9 protein-coding genes and 1 tRNA gene are annotated in these 15,467 nt (G+C 58.7%); 7 read left to right on the top strand and 3 right to left on the bottom strand.

Annotated elements, in window-relative coordinates; translation table 11 throughout:
- Positions 1 to 194: 194 nt before the first annotated feature.
- The 5 genes from LOY43_RS06165 to LOY43_RS06145 all read left to right on the top strand — a co-directional run bounded on the left by LOY43_RS06165 (position 195) and on the right by LOY43_RS06145 (position 10,097).
- Positions 195 to 271, top strand: a tRNA-Met gene (locus LOY43_RS06165).
- Between the two features lie 279 nt (positions 272 to 550).
- The gene (gene mprF, locus LOY43_RS06160) at positions 551 to 3,190 is read left to right on the top strand and encodes a bifunctional lysylphosphatidylglycerol flippase/synthetase MprF (RefSeq protein ID WP_258709349.1); all 2,640 of its coding nucleotides are present in this window, start codon (positions 551 to 553) and stop codon (positions 3,188 to 3,190) included.
- On the top strand, positions 3,190 to 4,482 hold the full coding sequence (locus LOY43_RS06155; protein WP_258709348.1) for a virulence factor family protein: 1,293 nt from the start codon (positions 3,190 to 3,192) through the stop codon (positions 4,480 to 4,482). Before mprF ends, LOY43_RS06155 begins: the two co-directional genes overlap by 1 nt.
- Before the next feature lie 184 nt (positions 4,483 to 4,666).
- Positions 4,667 to 7,393: a hypothetical protein gene (locus LOY43_RS06150; RefSeq protein ID WP_258709347.1), complete on the top strand. Its 2,727-nt coding sequence runs from the start codon at positions 4,667 to 4,669 to the stop codon at positions 7,391 to 7,393.
- Entirely contained in the window at positions 7,380 to 10,097 is a 2,718-nt protein-coding gene (locus tag LOY43_RS06145; RefSeq protein WP_258709346.1) for an adenosine deaminase, read from the top strand. Before LOY43_RS06150 ends, LOY43_RS06145 begins: the two co-directional genes overlap by 14 nt.
- 65 nt (positions 10,098 to 10,162) lie before the next feature.
- On the opposite strand, the gene LOY43_RS06140 is transcribed toward LOY43_RS06145, so the two are convergent.
- The 3 genes from LOY43_RS06140 to LOY43_RS06130 form a co-directional block, all read right to left on the bottom strand.
- The gene (locus LOY43_RS06140; RefSeq protein ID WP_258709345.1) at positions 10,163 to 10,399 is read right to left on the bottom strand and encodes a type II toxin-antitoxin system RelE/ParE family toxin; all 237 of its coding nucleotides are present in this window, start codon (positions 10,397 to 10,399) and stop codon (positions 10,163 to 10,165) included.
- A gap of 62 nt (positions 10,400 to 10,461) precedes the next feature.
- A complete protein-coding gene (locus LOY43_RS06135; protein ID WP_007954962.1) occupies positions 10,462 to 10,752 on the bottom strand; it encodes a Phd-YefM in 291 nt (96 codons plus the stop codon).
- A 101-nt stretch (positions 10,753 to 10,853) separates the two neighbouring features.
- Positions 10,854 to 12,695, bottom strand: a complete 1,842-nt coding sequence (locus tag LOY43_RS06130; protein WP_371857626.1) for a potassium transporter Kup — start codon at positions 12,693 to 12,695, stop codon at positions 10,854 to 10,856.
- 349 nt (positions 12,696 to 13,044) lie between these two features.
- On the opposite strand from LOY43_RS06130, the gene rimO reads away from it, so the two are divergent.
- Positions 13,045 to 14,382 carry a 30S ribosomal protein S12 methylthiotransferase RimO gene (gene rimO / locus LOY43_RS06125; protein WP_095049100.1) on the top strand — a complete coding sequence of 446 codons (1,338 nt, stop codon included), beginning with the start codon at positions 13,045 to 13,047 and terminating at the stop codon, positions 14,380 to 14,382.
- Between the two features lie 453 nt (positions 14,383 to 14,835).
- Positions 14,836 to 15,309 carry a GNAT family N-acetyltransferase gene (locus LOY43_RS06120; protein WP_095050448.1) on the top strand — a complete coding sequence of 158 codons (474 nt, stop codon included), beginning with the start codon at positions 14,836 to 14,838 and terminating at the stop codon, positions 15,307 to 15,309.
- Positions 15,310 to 15,467: the final 158 nt, after the last annotated feature.

The following is a 15,467-nucleotide window of genomic DNA, read 5'->3' as shown; positions in this document are numbered from 1 at the left end:
GGCCTTTTTTGTGCGCGTCTGTTTTGTCGATTTCCTCTTCTTATAAAGAAGCGATCGCCAAACAGGAATTCTTTGCATTTCCGAAACTTAACGCATCAGCTGCGACCGTTTGACGCGAATGCACACTTATTTGACCCTTTATGGGATTAGCGGTTGACACCTCGCCGTTCGCCTGTAGAATGCCGCCACACAGACGCGGGATGGAGCAGTCTGGTAGCTCGTCGGGCTCATAACCCGAAGGTCGTCGGTTCAAATCCGGCTCCCGCAACCAAACATCAAAAAAGGCTACTCGAAAGAGTGGCCTTTTTTGTATCTGTTGAAAAAGTCCTTTCGCAACAATGATCTGTCACTGTGCAGTGAACCGCTTGGGATCTTCAGAAGTACTCACTTGCGACTATGCTTGAGTCGCAGGCAAGGCCTCTGCAATCCAGGAACTGCCCTCGCCGATGCCCGGTGAGAGGCGTAGTATTTTGTGATTATTTTTTTCTACAGGGATTGGTAACTTGGCTGGATACCTCCATCCTGTCGCGCACAATCCAAGAGGTGATTGATGCGCGCCAACTCGTCTGATCCACAAGACACCGTCACAGCGGAACACCCGATCAAACCCGAGCGCCTGCGCTTGCTGGATCGGTTGAGCAAATACCGTCAGCCCATCGGGCTGGGGGTCACCTTGCTGTTGTTCGCCATTGCGCTGATTGCCTGTCGTCATCTGCTCGCCGAACTCGATCTCGATGCGTTGCACGACTCGATTCTTGACGTGCCGAAACCCGCCCTGCTCGGCGCCTTCGGTGCGACCGTGGTCGGCTTCATTATTCTGCTTGGCTACGAATGGTCGGCCAGTCGCTATGCCGGCGTGACCTTGCCGCCGCGCATATTGGCGCTGGGCGGCTTCACCGCGTTTGCGATTGGCAATGCGATCGGTCTGTCGCTGCTGTCCGGCGGTTCGGTGCGCTACCGTTTATATGCACGATTGGGTCTGGGGGCGTCGGAAGTCGCGCACATGACCTTGTTCGCCAGCCTGTCGCTGGGTTGCGCCCTGCCGCCACTGGCTGCATTGGCAACGCTGAGCGACCTGCCTGCTGCCTCTCAAGCCCTGGGTTTGTCCGAAGGTCTGCTCGGCACAGTCGCCACTGTCGTGCTGGCGCTTGGCGCAGTACTGGCTGTTGGCATCTACCGTCGGCGCCTGCCGGAACAACCGTTGCGCGACAACCTGCTGGTCAGGGTTGGCCGCCGCACGTTGCGCTTGCCGGGGCGTCGCCTGACGTTCCTGCAACTGATCATTACCGCCCTCGACGTTGCCGCTGCCGCGACCGTTCTCTATCTATTGCTGCCGGAGGCGCCGCCGTTCGGCGCATTCCTGCTGGTGTACCTGTTGGCATTGGCTGCCGGTGTACTCAGTCATGTACCCGGCGGCGTCGGTGTGTTCGAAGCGATTCTGCTGGCCGCTTTCGCCGACACGCTAGGTGCCGCACCACTGGCCGCGGCGCTGCTGCTGTATCGCCTGATCTATGTGGTGCTGCCGCTGCTGGTGGCCTGCGTATTCCTGCTGATCAACGAAGGTCAGCGCCTGTTTCAAACCCAGACCATGCGCGCCGCGTCTGGTCTGGCCGCGCCGATTCTGGCGGTGTTGGTGTTCCTGTCCGGCGTGGTGCTGCTGTTTTCTGGTGCGACGCCCGAGATCGATACACGTCTGGAACACATCGGCTTTCTGATCCCGCATCGTCTGGTCGACGCCTCGCACTTCGGCGCCAGCCTGATCGGCGTGCTCTGCCTGATGCTGGCCCAGGGCCTGCGCCGGCGCCTGTCGGCGGCGTGGATGCTGACCACCATTCTGCTGCTGGTCGGCGCCCTGCTCTCGCTGCTTAAAGGCTTCGACTGGGAAGAAGCGACGCTGATGACCCTCACCGCAGCCTTGCTCGGTGTGTTCCGTCGCTCGTTCTATCGCCCGAGCCGCCTGACCGAACTGCCCTTCTCCCCCCTGTATCTGGTGGCCAGCCTCTGTGTGCTGGGCGCTTCGACGTGGCTGCTGCTGTTCGCCTATCAGGACGTGCCGTACAGCCATCAACTGTGGTGGCAGTTCACCCTCGACGCTGACGCCCCGCGTGGCCTGCGTTCGCTGCTTGGCGCTGCCGTGCTGTTGCTGGTGATCGCGCTGACCTGGCTGCTGCGCACCGCGCGCCCGGTCATTCACCTGCCGACACCTGACGAACTTGATCGCGCGGCGAAGATTCTGATGGCATCGTCGCAACCCGACGGTGGCCTCGCGCTGACCGGTGACAAGGCGCTGCTGTTTCACCAGAATGACGAAGCGTTCCTGATGTACGCACGCCGTGGCCGCAGCCTGGTGGCGCTGTACGACCCGATCGGCCCCGGCCAGCAGCGCGCCGAAATGATCTGGCAGTTCCGCGACCTTTGTGACATTCACCACGCTCGCCCGGTGTTCTACCAGGTGCGCGCGGAGAACCTGCCGTACTACATGGACATCGGCCTGACCGCGATCAAACTCGGCGAAGAAGCCCGGGTCGATCTGCTTCGCTTTGACCTGGAAGCCAAGGGCAAAGAGATGAAGGACCTGCGTTACACCTGGAACCGTGGCACCCGCGACGGCTTGTCGCTGGAAATCCACGAACCGGGCCAAGCGCCGATGGATGAGCTGAAAGTGATTTCCGATGCATGGCTGACCGGCAAGAACGTGCGTGAGAAAGGCTTCTCCCTCGGCCGATTCAGCGACGATTACCTGAAGCATTTCCGCATCGCGGTGATTCGCTTCGAAGGTCGCCCGGTGGCATTCGCCAACCTGCTCGAGACTTACAGCCATGACCTGGCCAGTCTCGACCTGATGCGCGCGCACCCGGACGCCCCCAAGCTGACCATGGAATTCATGATGGTCGGCCTGATTCAACACTATAAGAGTCACGGATACGCGCGCTTCAGCCTGGGCATGGTGCCGTTGTCGGGGTTGCAACCCCGGCGTGGTGCACCGCTGACCCAGCGACTGGGCTCGATGGTTTTCCGCCGTGGTGAGCAGCTGTACAACTTCCAAGGCTTGCGCCGCTTCAAAGACAAGTTCCAGCCTGACTGGGAACCCCGTTATATGGCCGTGCCCGCCGGACTCGATCCGCTGGTGGCGCTGGCCGACACTGCTGCCCTGATCGCGGGCGGCTTGACTGGATTGGTGAAACGCTGATGATTCAACGCTCCTTGAAGTACATCCTGGCCGCACTGATCGTGCTGGCCGTGATTGCCGGCGGCGGTTTCTGGTACCTCAAACGTCCGGCACCAGAACCGACGCTCGAACCTGTTACGACGGCAGACGGCACCGTTTTGACCCGCGTCATCCCCGGCACCAAACCCAAGGCGCAGGTGCTGGTCGCGGTCAACGACGACCAGAAACTCTCTGAAAAACAACTGACCACCCTGAGCCGCAGCGCCTCGGCGCAAATCGTTCAGGTGATTCTGCCCAAGGACTGCCTGCTGCAAAGCCGCGCCCTGCAAACCGGTCTGCGCGAACTGAACGGCCCGGCTACGCTGGTCAGCGGTATCGGCCCCGGCGCGGTACTGGCCTGGCGTTGGTTGTCTGAGCAAAAGGACGACAAGGCCCAAGCGATTTCCGTGGACCTGGCGCTGGAAAAACCCGGCTGCACTCACCTGTTGCCGAAATCCGCCGCCCACGGCCACTGGCTGGTGGCGTGGAACGACAACCCGGACGACGCCAGCGCAGGTTTCGTGCGCGATCAACCGAACGCCGAAACCAGCATCAGCGACTACGACATCAACCTGCCGCAAGTGCTGAACAACGAACTGCGCAAGATCCTCGTCGGCGGCGACAAGGCCAACGGCGGTCTGGCGATCCCGGTGGTGGAAGTGCCGGCCGGCCAGGCCAAAGACACCGTGACCCTGTTCCTCTCCGGTGACGGCGGCTGGCGCGACCTCGACCGCGACGTGGCCGGTGAAATGGCCAAGATCGGCTACCCGGTCGTCGGCATCGACACCCTGCGCTACTACTGGCAGCACAAGAGCCCGGAGCAAAGCGCGCTGGACCTGACCGAACTGATGCAGCACTACCGGCAGAAATGGGGCACCAAACGCTTCATCCTCACCGGTTACTCGTTCGGCGCTGACGTACTGCCAGCGATCTACAACCGCCTGCCGGACACCGAGCAGCAACGCGTAGACGCAATCATCCTGCTGGCCTTCGCCCGCACCGGCAGCTTCGAAATCGAAGTCGAAGGCTGGCTCGGCAACGCCGGCAAAGAAGCCGCCACCGGCCCGGAAATGGCCAAGCTGCCAGCCGCCAAAGTGGTGTGCATCTACGGCGCCGAGGAAACCGACGAAAGCGGCTGCACCGACAAGACCGCGGTGGGCGAAGCGGTGAAGCTGCCTGGCGGCCACCACTTCGACGAAAACTACCCGGCGCTGGCCAAGCGTCTGGTGGACCTCATCGAGAAGCGTCAGAGCAAGGATCAGCCGACAGAGTGATCTGAAGCCAAGATGACAAAAAGCCCCCGCAGTGTTGTGGCTGCGGGGGCTTTTTTGTGGGCGAGTGGTTCATCTTCCGCTGAAAACTTACATGTGAGCGAGCGAAAAGGCGCCAAGGCCATTATATAGCCATCACGCGTTTCTCAAAGTAAACTCTTCCTATTTTTCAGGAAGGGAAGCCGAAATGATTGAGACGCCGCTGGTAATCAACCTATCCAAGAGCGAAAAGGAAAGGTTGGAAAAACCCGACGACATCCTGCAGACAGTTGCCCTCACGCGTCTGGACAGACTCATCGGTGAACAGCTGGACGGCATTCCAACTAAACCCCATTCCGAGTTCAGTGAAACTTCGTTGAGCTATCCACGGCCGCACAACGCGATCCTCGTTCAGGGTGGCAGGGGCAGTGGTAAAACCACGTTTCTGCTGAACGCGCTTCAACGTCTACACGATGGAACAGATAAAGATATTGCCAGCATGGCAAGCGATCTTCATGTACTGCCGATGATTGATCCGACCCTGATCGAAACCAAAGAGCACATTGTAATCGTCATCCTTTCGATGATCGAAGCTGCAATCAAAGACGTGGCAGATAAAAACGGCCAGATGCATACGGCCCGCCAATCGTTGTCTGAAGGGCTAGGGTTGCTCGATGGGATTGGCTCGAGCTCGGCTTACGGCAGCGAATGGGAAGACGCGGACTGGGTAATGAGCCGCGGGCTACATAAAGCAAAGAAAGGCCGCTTGTTCGAGCTCAAGTTTGGCGTGTATCTCGAGACAGCGCTGGACATGTTGAAAAAGAAGGCTTTCGTCTTGGCCTTTGACGATGTCGATACGAATTTCACCCATGGTCACACCATTCTCGAGACCATCCGCAAATACCTGACCTCTCCGCGTCTTGTCCTCCTTCTGTCAGGCGATCCCGATCTGTACGGTCGACTGCTACGACGCAACATTTACAGCACTTTTGGCAACAAAGTGCTGGAACACGATTCCGACATCATTGGCGGCGACAAACAAAATCTTGGCCACGCGGTTCTCGAACTGGAAGAACAATATCTTCTGAAGATCGTCCCTCCGCAGAACCGGATTGCGATGCTGCCTCTGGGTGGCATCATGCTGGGATCAAAAATATTGGTGGATCCAGGCAAGAGCCAGAAGTCTATGGAGCTGGCTTTTTGGGCGAATGAACAGATACGCAAGCTATTGCTCGAAAAGGAAGGTCAGTCGCAGCGGTTCTTCGACTTCATCTCCATGGAACACCTTCGCCTGGTCATTGGCTACCTACGCGCACTTAATCAAGACGACATAAAGGCCAGTCGCCAAATGATTTTGCGAGTGTTTGAAACTCGCCTGAGAACCAGCCAGGTTCCAACAAACCTGCTTGAACGAGGTAATTTCGATTACGCGCTGAGATCCGCTTTCGAGTGGCTGTGCAAACAGGACGACGCGGCCGATTTGCTGTCATTCGGAGTTCCGGTTGACCCAGTCAGGGCCGTCGTAATTCACTGCTTGGCGCTGGCACTTGCCCAAGGCATTGAAGCGCATAACGGAGGGGCTTTGAGGGCGCTGTTCGCCCTCGCACTGCCCATTACGATGATGCGGCGTCCGGAAAACAGCGACACAGAAACCCGCGCCTCGATCTTCCGATTTCTCTGGACCAACGCATCTCCGTCACTACCGGAAATCGCCGCTCGTATCGGCACCATCGACAGGTCTCGCCGTCAGGAAGTCGGGAAAATACCCGCCAGTTCATTCGGCTCGGTTGGGCTGACTAATCGATTGAGTCAAAAAGAAAACCTGCTTCGGGTGTATGGTTTATCTGCCCCAGTGAAGAGCGGCGATCGGCCGACTGTCGCTGATCTCTACAATTTTAATGGGTCAGAAATTAACGCTGTGGCCGCAAACTGGATTTCCCACATAGCTGACGACTATGGCGACCTGCAAATCCGCCAAAATGTGAGTTGGTTCTCAATCGACGATCTCATCCAAGATCGGACGGGAAAGTTCGGCGACGTGCTGAAACTGGTCGTTTACAAACGATTCAGTGCGCGCGGCGAGATGTTTCGGTCACTGTCAGCACTCTCCCTGTTCGCCGTGATTGGGGATCTGTTGATGTCCAGCGATATTGGCGACCTGACTTCATACTCTGTGTCGGCCACCATTCCTCCATTCAAACGCGAAAGAACTCAAGACGAAGTCATTTATCCGACCGAGGTCGACGATGATCCAAGCGATGAGGAATCAAGCGACGAGGATGATGCGGCTAGTGTTCCAGAAGATGGATATTTCGACAGCTTCGGGCAAAACCTCAGGAATTGGCACACCTTTGCTCGCGACGCTTACCTGAATGCGGCTCTGTCTCCAGCAATGCTGGGCAGCATTGCCTCACGTATCCATGATGATCTGATGGACTTGGATGAAAAGGTCACGTCCTCTTGGAAAAGCGGGCAGATTCTGCATCGGCAGATCACCAATATCCTGCACGGCATTCTCGTGCTCACCTCCGGTTTGCCGGGGCGTAAGGAAAGTCCGAAAGAATCTGACCGACCTTTGATCGAGGCACTGGGACGTATCCAGGCAGCCGGGACCGTTGCAGCCCTTCATCCTTTAGCGATTATTGTCCTGTCGTGCCCACTGGTGTGGGCCTTCTTGAACCCCCACGACGACGACAATCATACTGAATGGGCCATTAATCCACTCGGTCTGACCGCATGCTTAGCGCTCAACGACTGGAAAGACAATCAGGACGCGGAGAGCTTCAAACTCGAGCCGGACTTTGAGAGCTGGCTGGTACAGCCGACGATCCCGATCAAAATCGGCCCGATCGTTCAATCCGGCAACCAGCGTTCAGTGAAAATTTCTGGCTTCTACCACGTCCTCAACGTCGTGCCACGCAATGTCACGAAATAAACCCGAGCAGTCCTCGCCCCTCGCCAACGAGCTGTTCGAGGCCCGTGAGTTGGTGGATTACGCCAAGTGCGTGCTGGGCAACCTCGACCTGATGCGCGCCTTCGAGCGGATGGCGCAACCAGCGCCGACCGGGGTCGAGCCGCTCAAGCACTTCACTCGCGAGCAACAGGCAATCTTGAACGATGCCCACAGCACCGGACGCTTCCTGGAAATGCGCCGACTGCATCCTGCGTTGACCGATGAGGGCGTCGAGAACCGGATCGCACGGATCGTGAAACGGATCAATGGTCGCACCGCAGTGCCCGATAAGTATCCGGGCAGCCTTCGCCTGGGTCGTGGGCAGAAACCGCCGAAAGGCACGGACGATGACCTCAATGGCAATCTGCCGGAACTGTTGTGGTGCCTCGGCGACCTGTTCCTGTGCGAAGGTCGCGACGGTTCGATCCGCGTGCGCGCACGCCTGTTGGAGCCGTGGCAGGATCTGGTGCTGGTGGTTCCGCCGCTGCTGATCACCTCGGTCTGGATGGCGCAGCGTCTGGACTTGTCCGACACCACGCCCTCAGCTGACGAGTTGCGGCGCGCTGTCAGCCGGATCAACGCATGGTTGTGCGATTCCACCCTGCCGGTGGACGATGATCCGTTTCTCGATCACCTGTGCCGCACCGAGGGGCTGGACGAAACTCATCTGCACCTCAACGGCACCACCGAGGCGGAAAAGGTCTGGTTCGATGCGCTGGAGCGCCCGGAACAGGTGGTCGGCGGTCTTACGGCCAAGACCATCAAACAAGACATCGGCATCAGGATCCCGATCGGCAATGGCGTGAAACGCTTGCTGCAACAAGAAGATCCGGACCTTTCCCCGGAGCGACTGATGCAGCGAGTTACCAGCGCTGCGGCACTGAAGGCACGCTTGTTGAACCACGCTGCCGGGAAAGTACCCCAGATGTGTGGCGAACCGCCGGTCGCGGCCTATCGACGTGCCCAGGAACACTGTTTGCGGCGTCTGTCTTCGCAGACGCCCCGAGTGGTCAAGGAAGCCTGGCAACTGGTGACACTGTTCAAAGGTTTCGATAAGCAGCGCATGGACCACACCAGCGGCCTGCTGCTCTGGCACTACGCCCTGCTGCGCGCGCAGTTCTGTCGTTTGCTGATCCAGCAAGCGGATCAGAAAGGCTTCGATCAGTTTCAAAGCATCACTCTCAACGAGTTGCGCGAAGCGACAGAAAAGGACTACGCCGAGCGGTTCCGCCAGATCGAGCGCGGACAGCAAAAAGGCGTGGACTTCCTAGAAGGTCGCTTCACCCCGAAAATGACGCCCGATGACAGTGCAAAATTGCTCGGATTGATCTTGCGCGGTTATCTGGAGTTTCTTGGCGAAGGGGTGGCGCGACCTGCCGGGGTGATGCGCGAAGCACGCAAGTATCGCTCTCTGTCGGACTTGCTGAACCGGGTCCGTCGGCTGGAAAAAGGCGATGATCAATGGTCTGGCATTTCGCCAGAGCAACCCGGTCACAGCCACATCCCCCCCTCGTCCCGACGCTTACGCCTGGGGCTGGTGCCGCACTTCGTCAAACAGAGCGACAAGAAGGAACGCGAAAGCTTCTTTAGCGGGGACAAACTGCGAGCGATTTGCCGGGACGCGAAAGTCCGTCGCGAATCCGATCAACGTGCACGAGCACTGGTCGCGCTGATCCAGCGCACCCCTGGACTCGAAACGCTGATTCGCGGCATCGATGCCGCCAGTAACGAACGTCACGCCGGCCCCGAAGTATTCGCCCCGGTATTTCGGCGCATGCGTCAGGCCGGGATCCGCCGCTTTACCTATCACGCTGGTGAAGACTTCGGGCACATTGTCTCCGGAGTACGCGCAATCCACGAGGCGGTGGTCTTTCTCGACTTCGATGCGGGCTGCCGGATTGGCCATGGCACAGCTTCCGGACTGGATCCGAAGGCGTGGTGGCAGGCAGTCAGCGGCTACGTGGTCATGCCGGCGGAAGAGCGCTTGGACGACCTGGTGTTCGCCCGGGCAATGCTCTTGTCCACGCGCACCCATATCGATAGCCTGCCGTTGATTGAAGCGGAGATTCAGCGACTGTCGATGAAGATCTGGAACGATCCGCGTATCACCCCTGACCTCCTCGCCGAATCGTGGAAGCTGCGCTCCCTCGATCCGTTGGCGCAAAACGTGGGCGTGGACGATGTGGACCCCAATCGCCGCTTCGAAGCCCGATGCTTTGCCAACGCCCGTCAAGGCAACGCCAGAGCACTCAATCACTTCCTGCGCCGGCACGGCATCGACGCGAACTCCGAGGAACTGAAGGCCGCACGCGAAGACGTGGTCGTTTCAAGGGAGAACGATGTGTTGCGTCCCAAAGTCATCCGCGCCATCCAGAACGCGGTGTTGCGCTTGCTGCGTGAACGCTCGATTGCGATTGAAACCCTGCCGAGCAGCAACCTGCGGATCAGCATTCACAAGAGTTACAACGATCACCACGCGCGCAATTGGCTGGGTTTGGGCAAACATCCAGTAGACGCCCCCGTGAGCGTGGTTATCGGCTCGGATGACCCGGGGATTTTTGCCACGGGTTTGCGCCTCGAGTACGCGCACCTTTCGCGCATGCTGCACGCGCATGTGATGTCGCCCGAAAACGCCAAGGAATTGCTGCGGCGGATGTGCGTGGAAGCCAAGCAATTTCGCTTCTGAAGGACCCGGCCGAGACGCAAAAAACAAAAGCCCCGCCAGCCACAAGGCTGACGGGGGCTTATTCTTTAGAGGCGCCGTTCAGCAGCGCCATACACCTCTTCATCACGTCGGGCACCCACCGCAACGATCAACACCTGGATGGCTCGGCCATCGACTCGATAAACGATTCGCGTGTCGCCCGTTCGAATTCGTCTGCAACCCGCAAGACTGGCTCTCAGAGGCTTGCCACTTTTGTCCGGCTCGCCATGGATGATCCGTTCTTCGATTACATCCAGAATCCGGTTGGCAGCTGCTGATCCCAATTAATCAAGATCCCCTTGGACTTCCGGATGATAAATCACTCCCCAAACCATCCAGCGCTCCCTTAATCCTTCCGGGCGTACCTTGCCCGCATATCCTCATGGCTGACAGCCTTGGTCTGATCAAAATTGCTCAGACGCTCACGGGCTGCCGCTTCGATGCGAAGGTTCTCAAGTTCATCCAGCATTTCCTGATAGGCCTGCACGTTGATGATGACCGCTGCCGGTTGATTGTCCTTGAAGATGACCAGACGTTCAGTGGCACGACTGGAAATCTCCTTGAGCTTCGCGCTGAAGCTCCTGACCATGGCAGTAACGGAGATTGCCTGGTCAGCACGCTCTAATAATGCCGTCATAATCACCTCTCACTCATCCGACCAAGCACTCACACCGGACACGCACAAAAAAGCCCCCGCCAGCCTTGAAGCTGACGGGGGCTTTTCAGTTGGAGCGTGGCCTACATCTCCACCTGCGTCCCCAACTCAATCACCCGGTTCAACGGCAAATTAAAGAACCTCAAGTTCCCATTGGCATTCTTCAACATGAACGCAAACAACGCTTCACGCCAACGCGCCATCCCCTCAAGTTTCGAGGCAATCACCGTTTCCCGGCTGAGGAAGTACGTGGTGCGCATCGGGCTGAAGTCCAGATCATCCAGATGACACAGCTTCAGCGCCTGCGGCACGTCCGGCTCGTCGGTGAAGCCGAAGTGCAGGATCACCCGGAAGAAGCCTTCGCCGTGGGCCTCGACTTCGAAGCGTCGCGATGGCGGTACACGCGGGATGTCTTCGTAGACCACCGTCAGCAACACCACTTGCTCATGCAACACCTGGTTATGCAGCAGGTTGTGCAACAGCGCGTGCGGCACGGCGTCGGAGCGCGCGGTGAGGAACACAGCGGTGCCCTGCACGCGATGCGGTGGTTGCACGCGGATGCTGCTGATAAAGATCGGCAGCGGCAGTGCGCCTTCGTCGAGGCGTTCGACGAGCAACTGCTTACCGCGTTTCCAAGTGGTCATCAGCACAAACAGCGCGATACCGGCGATCACCGGGAAGGCACCGCCCTGAACGATCTTCGGCACGTTGGCGGCGAAGTACAGACCGTCCACCAGCAGGAAGCCGATCAGCACCGGCACCGCGAGGATCGGCGGCCATTTCCACAGCAGCAGCATCACTGCCGACACCAGAATGGTGGTCATCAGCATGGTGCCGGTCACCGCCACGCCGTAGGCCGAGGCCAGTGCGCCGGAGGACTCGAAACCGAGCACCAACAGGACCACGCCGACCATCAGCGCCCAGTTCACCGCGCCGATATAGATCTGGCCCTGCTCGTCGCTGGAGGTGTGCTGGATGTACATACGCGGGATGTAACCGAGCTGAATCGCCTGACGGGTCAGGGAGAATGCACCGGAAATCACCGCTTGCGAGGCAATCACCGTGGCCAGCGTCGACAGACCGACCAGCGGAATCAGCGCCCAGCTCGGTGCCAGCAGATAGAACGGGTTACGCGCTGCTTCCGGGTTTTCCAGCAGCAAGGCGCCCTGACCGAAGTAATTGAGCACCAGCGCCGGCAACACCAGGATGAACCACGCCCGGGCAATCGGCTTGCGACCAAAGTGGCCCATGTCGGCGTACAGCGCTTCTGCACCGGTTAGCGCCAGCACCACGGCGCCGAGGATCGCCACGCCCATGCCCGGATGAACGACGAAGAAATTCACCGCCCAGATCGGGTTCATCGCATGCAGCACTTCTGGCGCGTGGCTGATGCCATACACACCGAGGGCGCCGAGGACAAGGAACCAGGTGACCATGATCGGCCCGAACAGAATGCCAATCCGCGCCGTACCGTGTTTCTGGATCAGAAACAGCGCCACCAGCACCACCAGCGACAACGGCACGACCCAATGGTCGATACCATCGAATGCCAGCCCCAGACCTTCAATCGCCGACAGTACGGAAATCGCCGGGGTGATCATGCTGTCGCCATAAAACAGCGCCGCGCCGATCAGTCCGCAAACCACCAGCAACGACCGCAACTTCTTGCGATGCCCCGCCGCGCGCCGCGCAAGTGCGGTGAGCGCCATGATGCCGCCCTCGCCCTGGTTGTCGGCGCGCAGCACGAACATCATGTATTTGATCGACACGACCCAGATCAGCGACCAGAAGATCAACGACAGAATACCCAGCACGCCATCGTGATTGACCGATACGCCGTAAGCGCCGGAAAACACTTCTTTGAGGGTGTACAGCGGGCTCGTGCCGATGTCGCCGTAAACCACCCCGACCGCCGCGACCAGCATGCTCAGCGGCTTGGAGGCCGAACCCTCGGCGCCTGCCGCATGACTACTTGCCTGACCCATCCAACACTCCTACTTCTCAGAACCGGCTTCTTGAATGAAGCACTATGCTTTGTGGTGCAGCATGCGCTGTTTTACCTGTTGTTACAGACGTTTTGTTAACTGTAAAAAATTGGTAAAGCGCAACGGCGCGAAGCATAGCGCAGCACTCGTCGTATTTCCCTGCATAAAGCTGGTCAAGTGCGTTGCCCGCCGCTAGAATTGCGCACTTTTTGATCAGAGGCGCGCCCTAAGCGCCCGTCCGTCGGCTTTCGCACCAAGAAAGCGATGTCACAAAATACCGAGGTTAGACATGTCCACCACTCCTGCGCCGGCCAATCCAAAGGTTGGCTTTGTATCTCTGGGTTGCCCGAAAGCACTGGTCGACTCCGAGCGCATCCTGACCCAGCTGCGCATGGAAGGCTATGACGTGGTGTCCACCTATCAGGACGCCGACGTTGTAGTCGTCAACACCTGCGGTTTCATCGATTCGGCCAAGGCTGAGTCGCTGGAAGTGATCGGCGAAGCGATCAAGGAAAACGGCAAGGTGATCGTCACCGGCTGTATGGGCGTGGAAGAAGGCAATATCCGCGACGTGCACCCGAGCGTGCTGGCCGTGACCGGTCCGCAGCAGTACGAGCAAGTGGTCAACGCTGTGCACGAAGTGGTTCCACCGCGTAAGGATCACAACCCGCTGATCGACCTGGTGCCGCCACAAGGCATCAAGCTGACCCCGCGCCACTACGCCTACCTGAAGATTTCCGAAGGCTGCAACCACAGCTGCTCGTTCTGCATCATCCCGTCGATGCGCGGCAAACTGGTCAGCCGTCCGGTCGGTGATGTACTCGACGAAGCTCAGCGCCTGGTCAAATCCGGCGTTAAAGAGCTGTTGGTGATCTCGCAAGACACCAGCGCTTATGGCGTTGACGTGAAATACCGTACTGGTTTCTGGAACGGCGCGCCGGTGAAAACCCGCATGACCGAACTCTGCGAAGCGCTGAGCACTCTCGGCGTCTGGGTCCGTCTGCACTACGTTTACCCGTACCCGCACGTCGACGAGCTGATCCCGCTGATGGCCGCCGGCAAGATCCTGCCGTACCTGGACATCCCGTTCCAGCACGCCAGCCCGAAAGTGTTGAAGTCGATGAAACGCCCGGCCTTCGAAGACAAGACCCTGGCGCGGATCAAGAACTGGCGCGAAATCTGCCCGGATTTGATCATCCGTTCGACTTTCATCGTCGGCTTCCCGGGCGAAACCGAAGAAGACTTCCAGTACCTGCTGAACTGGCTGACCGAAGCCCAGCTCGACCGCGTCGGCTGCTTCCAGTACTCGCCGGTTGAAGGCGCTCCGGCCAATGATCTGGATCTGGAAGTGGTGCCGGACGAGGTCAAGCAAGATCGTTGGGATCGCTTTATGGCGCACCAGCAGGCGATCAGCTCGGCCCGCCTGCAAATGCGCATCGGCCGTGAGATTGAAGTGCTGGTCGACGAAGTTGACGAGCAAGGCGCGGTTGGCCGCTGCTTCTTCGATGCGCCGGAAATCGATGGCAATGTGTTTATCGATAACGGCAGCAATTTGAAGCCTGGCGACAAGGTCTGGTGCAAGGTTACTGACGCTGACGAATATGACCTGTGGGCTGAGCAGATCTGATCTGATCTGATCTGATCTGAAGATCAAAAGCCCCTCACCCTAACCCTCTCCCGGAGGGAGAGGGGACTGATCTATGTGTTCTTGCGAGCTGCACCGACCTGAACGTTCGAGTCGAACTCAGGTTTTGAACAGCACGAAGATCAGCTCCCTTCCCCCTCGCCCCCTCCCAGAGGAAGCGGGGACTGATCGAGGTGTTCTTTCGAATTGCGGCGACCTGAAATATCGAGTCGGACTCAGGCTTTGAACAGCACGGAGATCAGCTCCCTTCCCCCTCGCCCCCTTGGGGGAGAGGGTTGGGGTGAGGGGGTGAGCTCTTGCTGGCGACAGAAGTATCCAGCAAGACACCGCAAAAAATACAAAAAGCCCCGCTCTTTTTACGAGATGCGGGGCTTTTTTACGGCTATCGTTTAGCGGGGGACGGACTCCCTTGAAACGGACAAGAGGCAGACGGGCATGCGTCACCATTCGGTCATCCACACGCCGAAACTCAGCGATTATCAGGAACTGACCCGGGTCTGGGAGGCCTCGGTTCGCGCGACCCATGATTTTCTGCCAGACAGCTATATCGAGCTGCTGCGCAATCTGGTGCTCACCCGCTATCTCGATGCAGTAATGCTGATCTGCACCAAGGACGCTAACCAGCGCATCACCGGGTTTGCCGGAGTTGCAGCGGGCAAGATCGAGATGCTGTTCATCGACCCCGCCCATCGCGGTCAGGGCCTGGGTAAAAAGTTGCTGACTTACGCCCTGCAGCATCTGAACGCCGATGAACTGGATGTGAACGAGCAGAACCCGCAGGCGCTGGGCTTTTACTTCAAGCAGGGTTTTGAGGTAATCGGCCGTTCGGAGGTGGATGGCATGGGGCAGCCGTATCCGTTGCTGCATATGCGCTTGCGGCAGAACCAGCAGCGCACCAGCAATGGCTGACACACCATAAAACCCTGTGGGAGCTGGCTTGCCAGCGATGCGGGCGCTGCGGTCTGCAAGAAATACCGAGGTGATGCCATCGCTGGCAAGCCAGCTCCCACAGGTAAAGCGAACAGCCTGTAAATGGAACCGGGCTTAACCGGCGCCACACAGGTACA

This window comes from Pseudomonas sp. B21-041 (genome assembly GCF_024748675.1).
Lineage (GTDB): Bacteria > Pseudomonadota > Gammaproteobacteria > Pseudomonadales > Pseudomonadaceae > Aquipseudomonas > Aquipseudomonas neuropathica.
This window is presented reverse-complemented; position numbering and strand designations above follow the sequence as displayed.

What these genes read in the sequence shown, in the direction of transcription:
- mprF (WP_258709349.1), top strand. Translation starts at nt 551, where the DNA reads ATGCGCGCCAACTCGTCTGATCCACAAGACACCGTCACAGCGGAACAC.
- LOY43_RS06155 (WP_258709348.1), top strand. Translation starts at nt 3,190, where the DNA reads ATGATTCAACGCTCCTTGAAGTACATCCTGGCCGCACTGATCGTGCTG.
- LOY43_RS06150 (WP_258709347.1), top strand. Translation starts at nt 4,667, where the DNA reads ATGATTGAGACGCCGCTGGTAATCAACCTATCCAAGAGCGAAAAGGAA.
- LOY43_RS06145 (WP_258709346.1), top strand. Translation starts at nt 7,380, where the DNA reads ATGTCACGAAATAAACCCGAGCAGTCCTCGCCCCTCGCCAACGAGCTG.
- LOY43_RS06135 (WP_007954962.1), bottom strand. Translation starts at nt 10,752, where the DNA reads ATGACGGCATTATTAGAGCGTGCTGACCAGGCAATCTCCGTTACTGCC.
- LOY43_RS06130 (WP_371857626.1), bottom strand. Translation starts at nt 12,695, where the DNA reads ATGCTGGTCGCGGCGGTCGGGGTGGTTTACGGCGACATCGGCACGAGC.
- rimO (WP_095049100.1), top strand. Translation starts at nt 13,045, where the DNA reads ATGTCCACCACTCCTGCGCCGGCCAATCCAAAGGTTGGCTTTGTATCT.
- LOY43_RS06120 (WP_095050448.1), top strand. Translation starts at nt 14,836, where the DNA reads ATGCGTCACCATTCGGTCATCCACACGCCGAAACTCAGCGATTATCAG.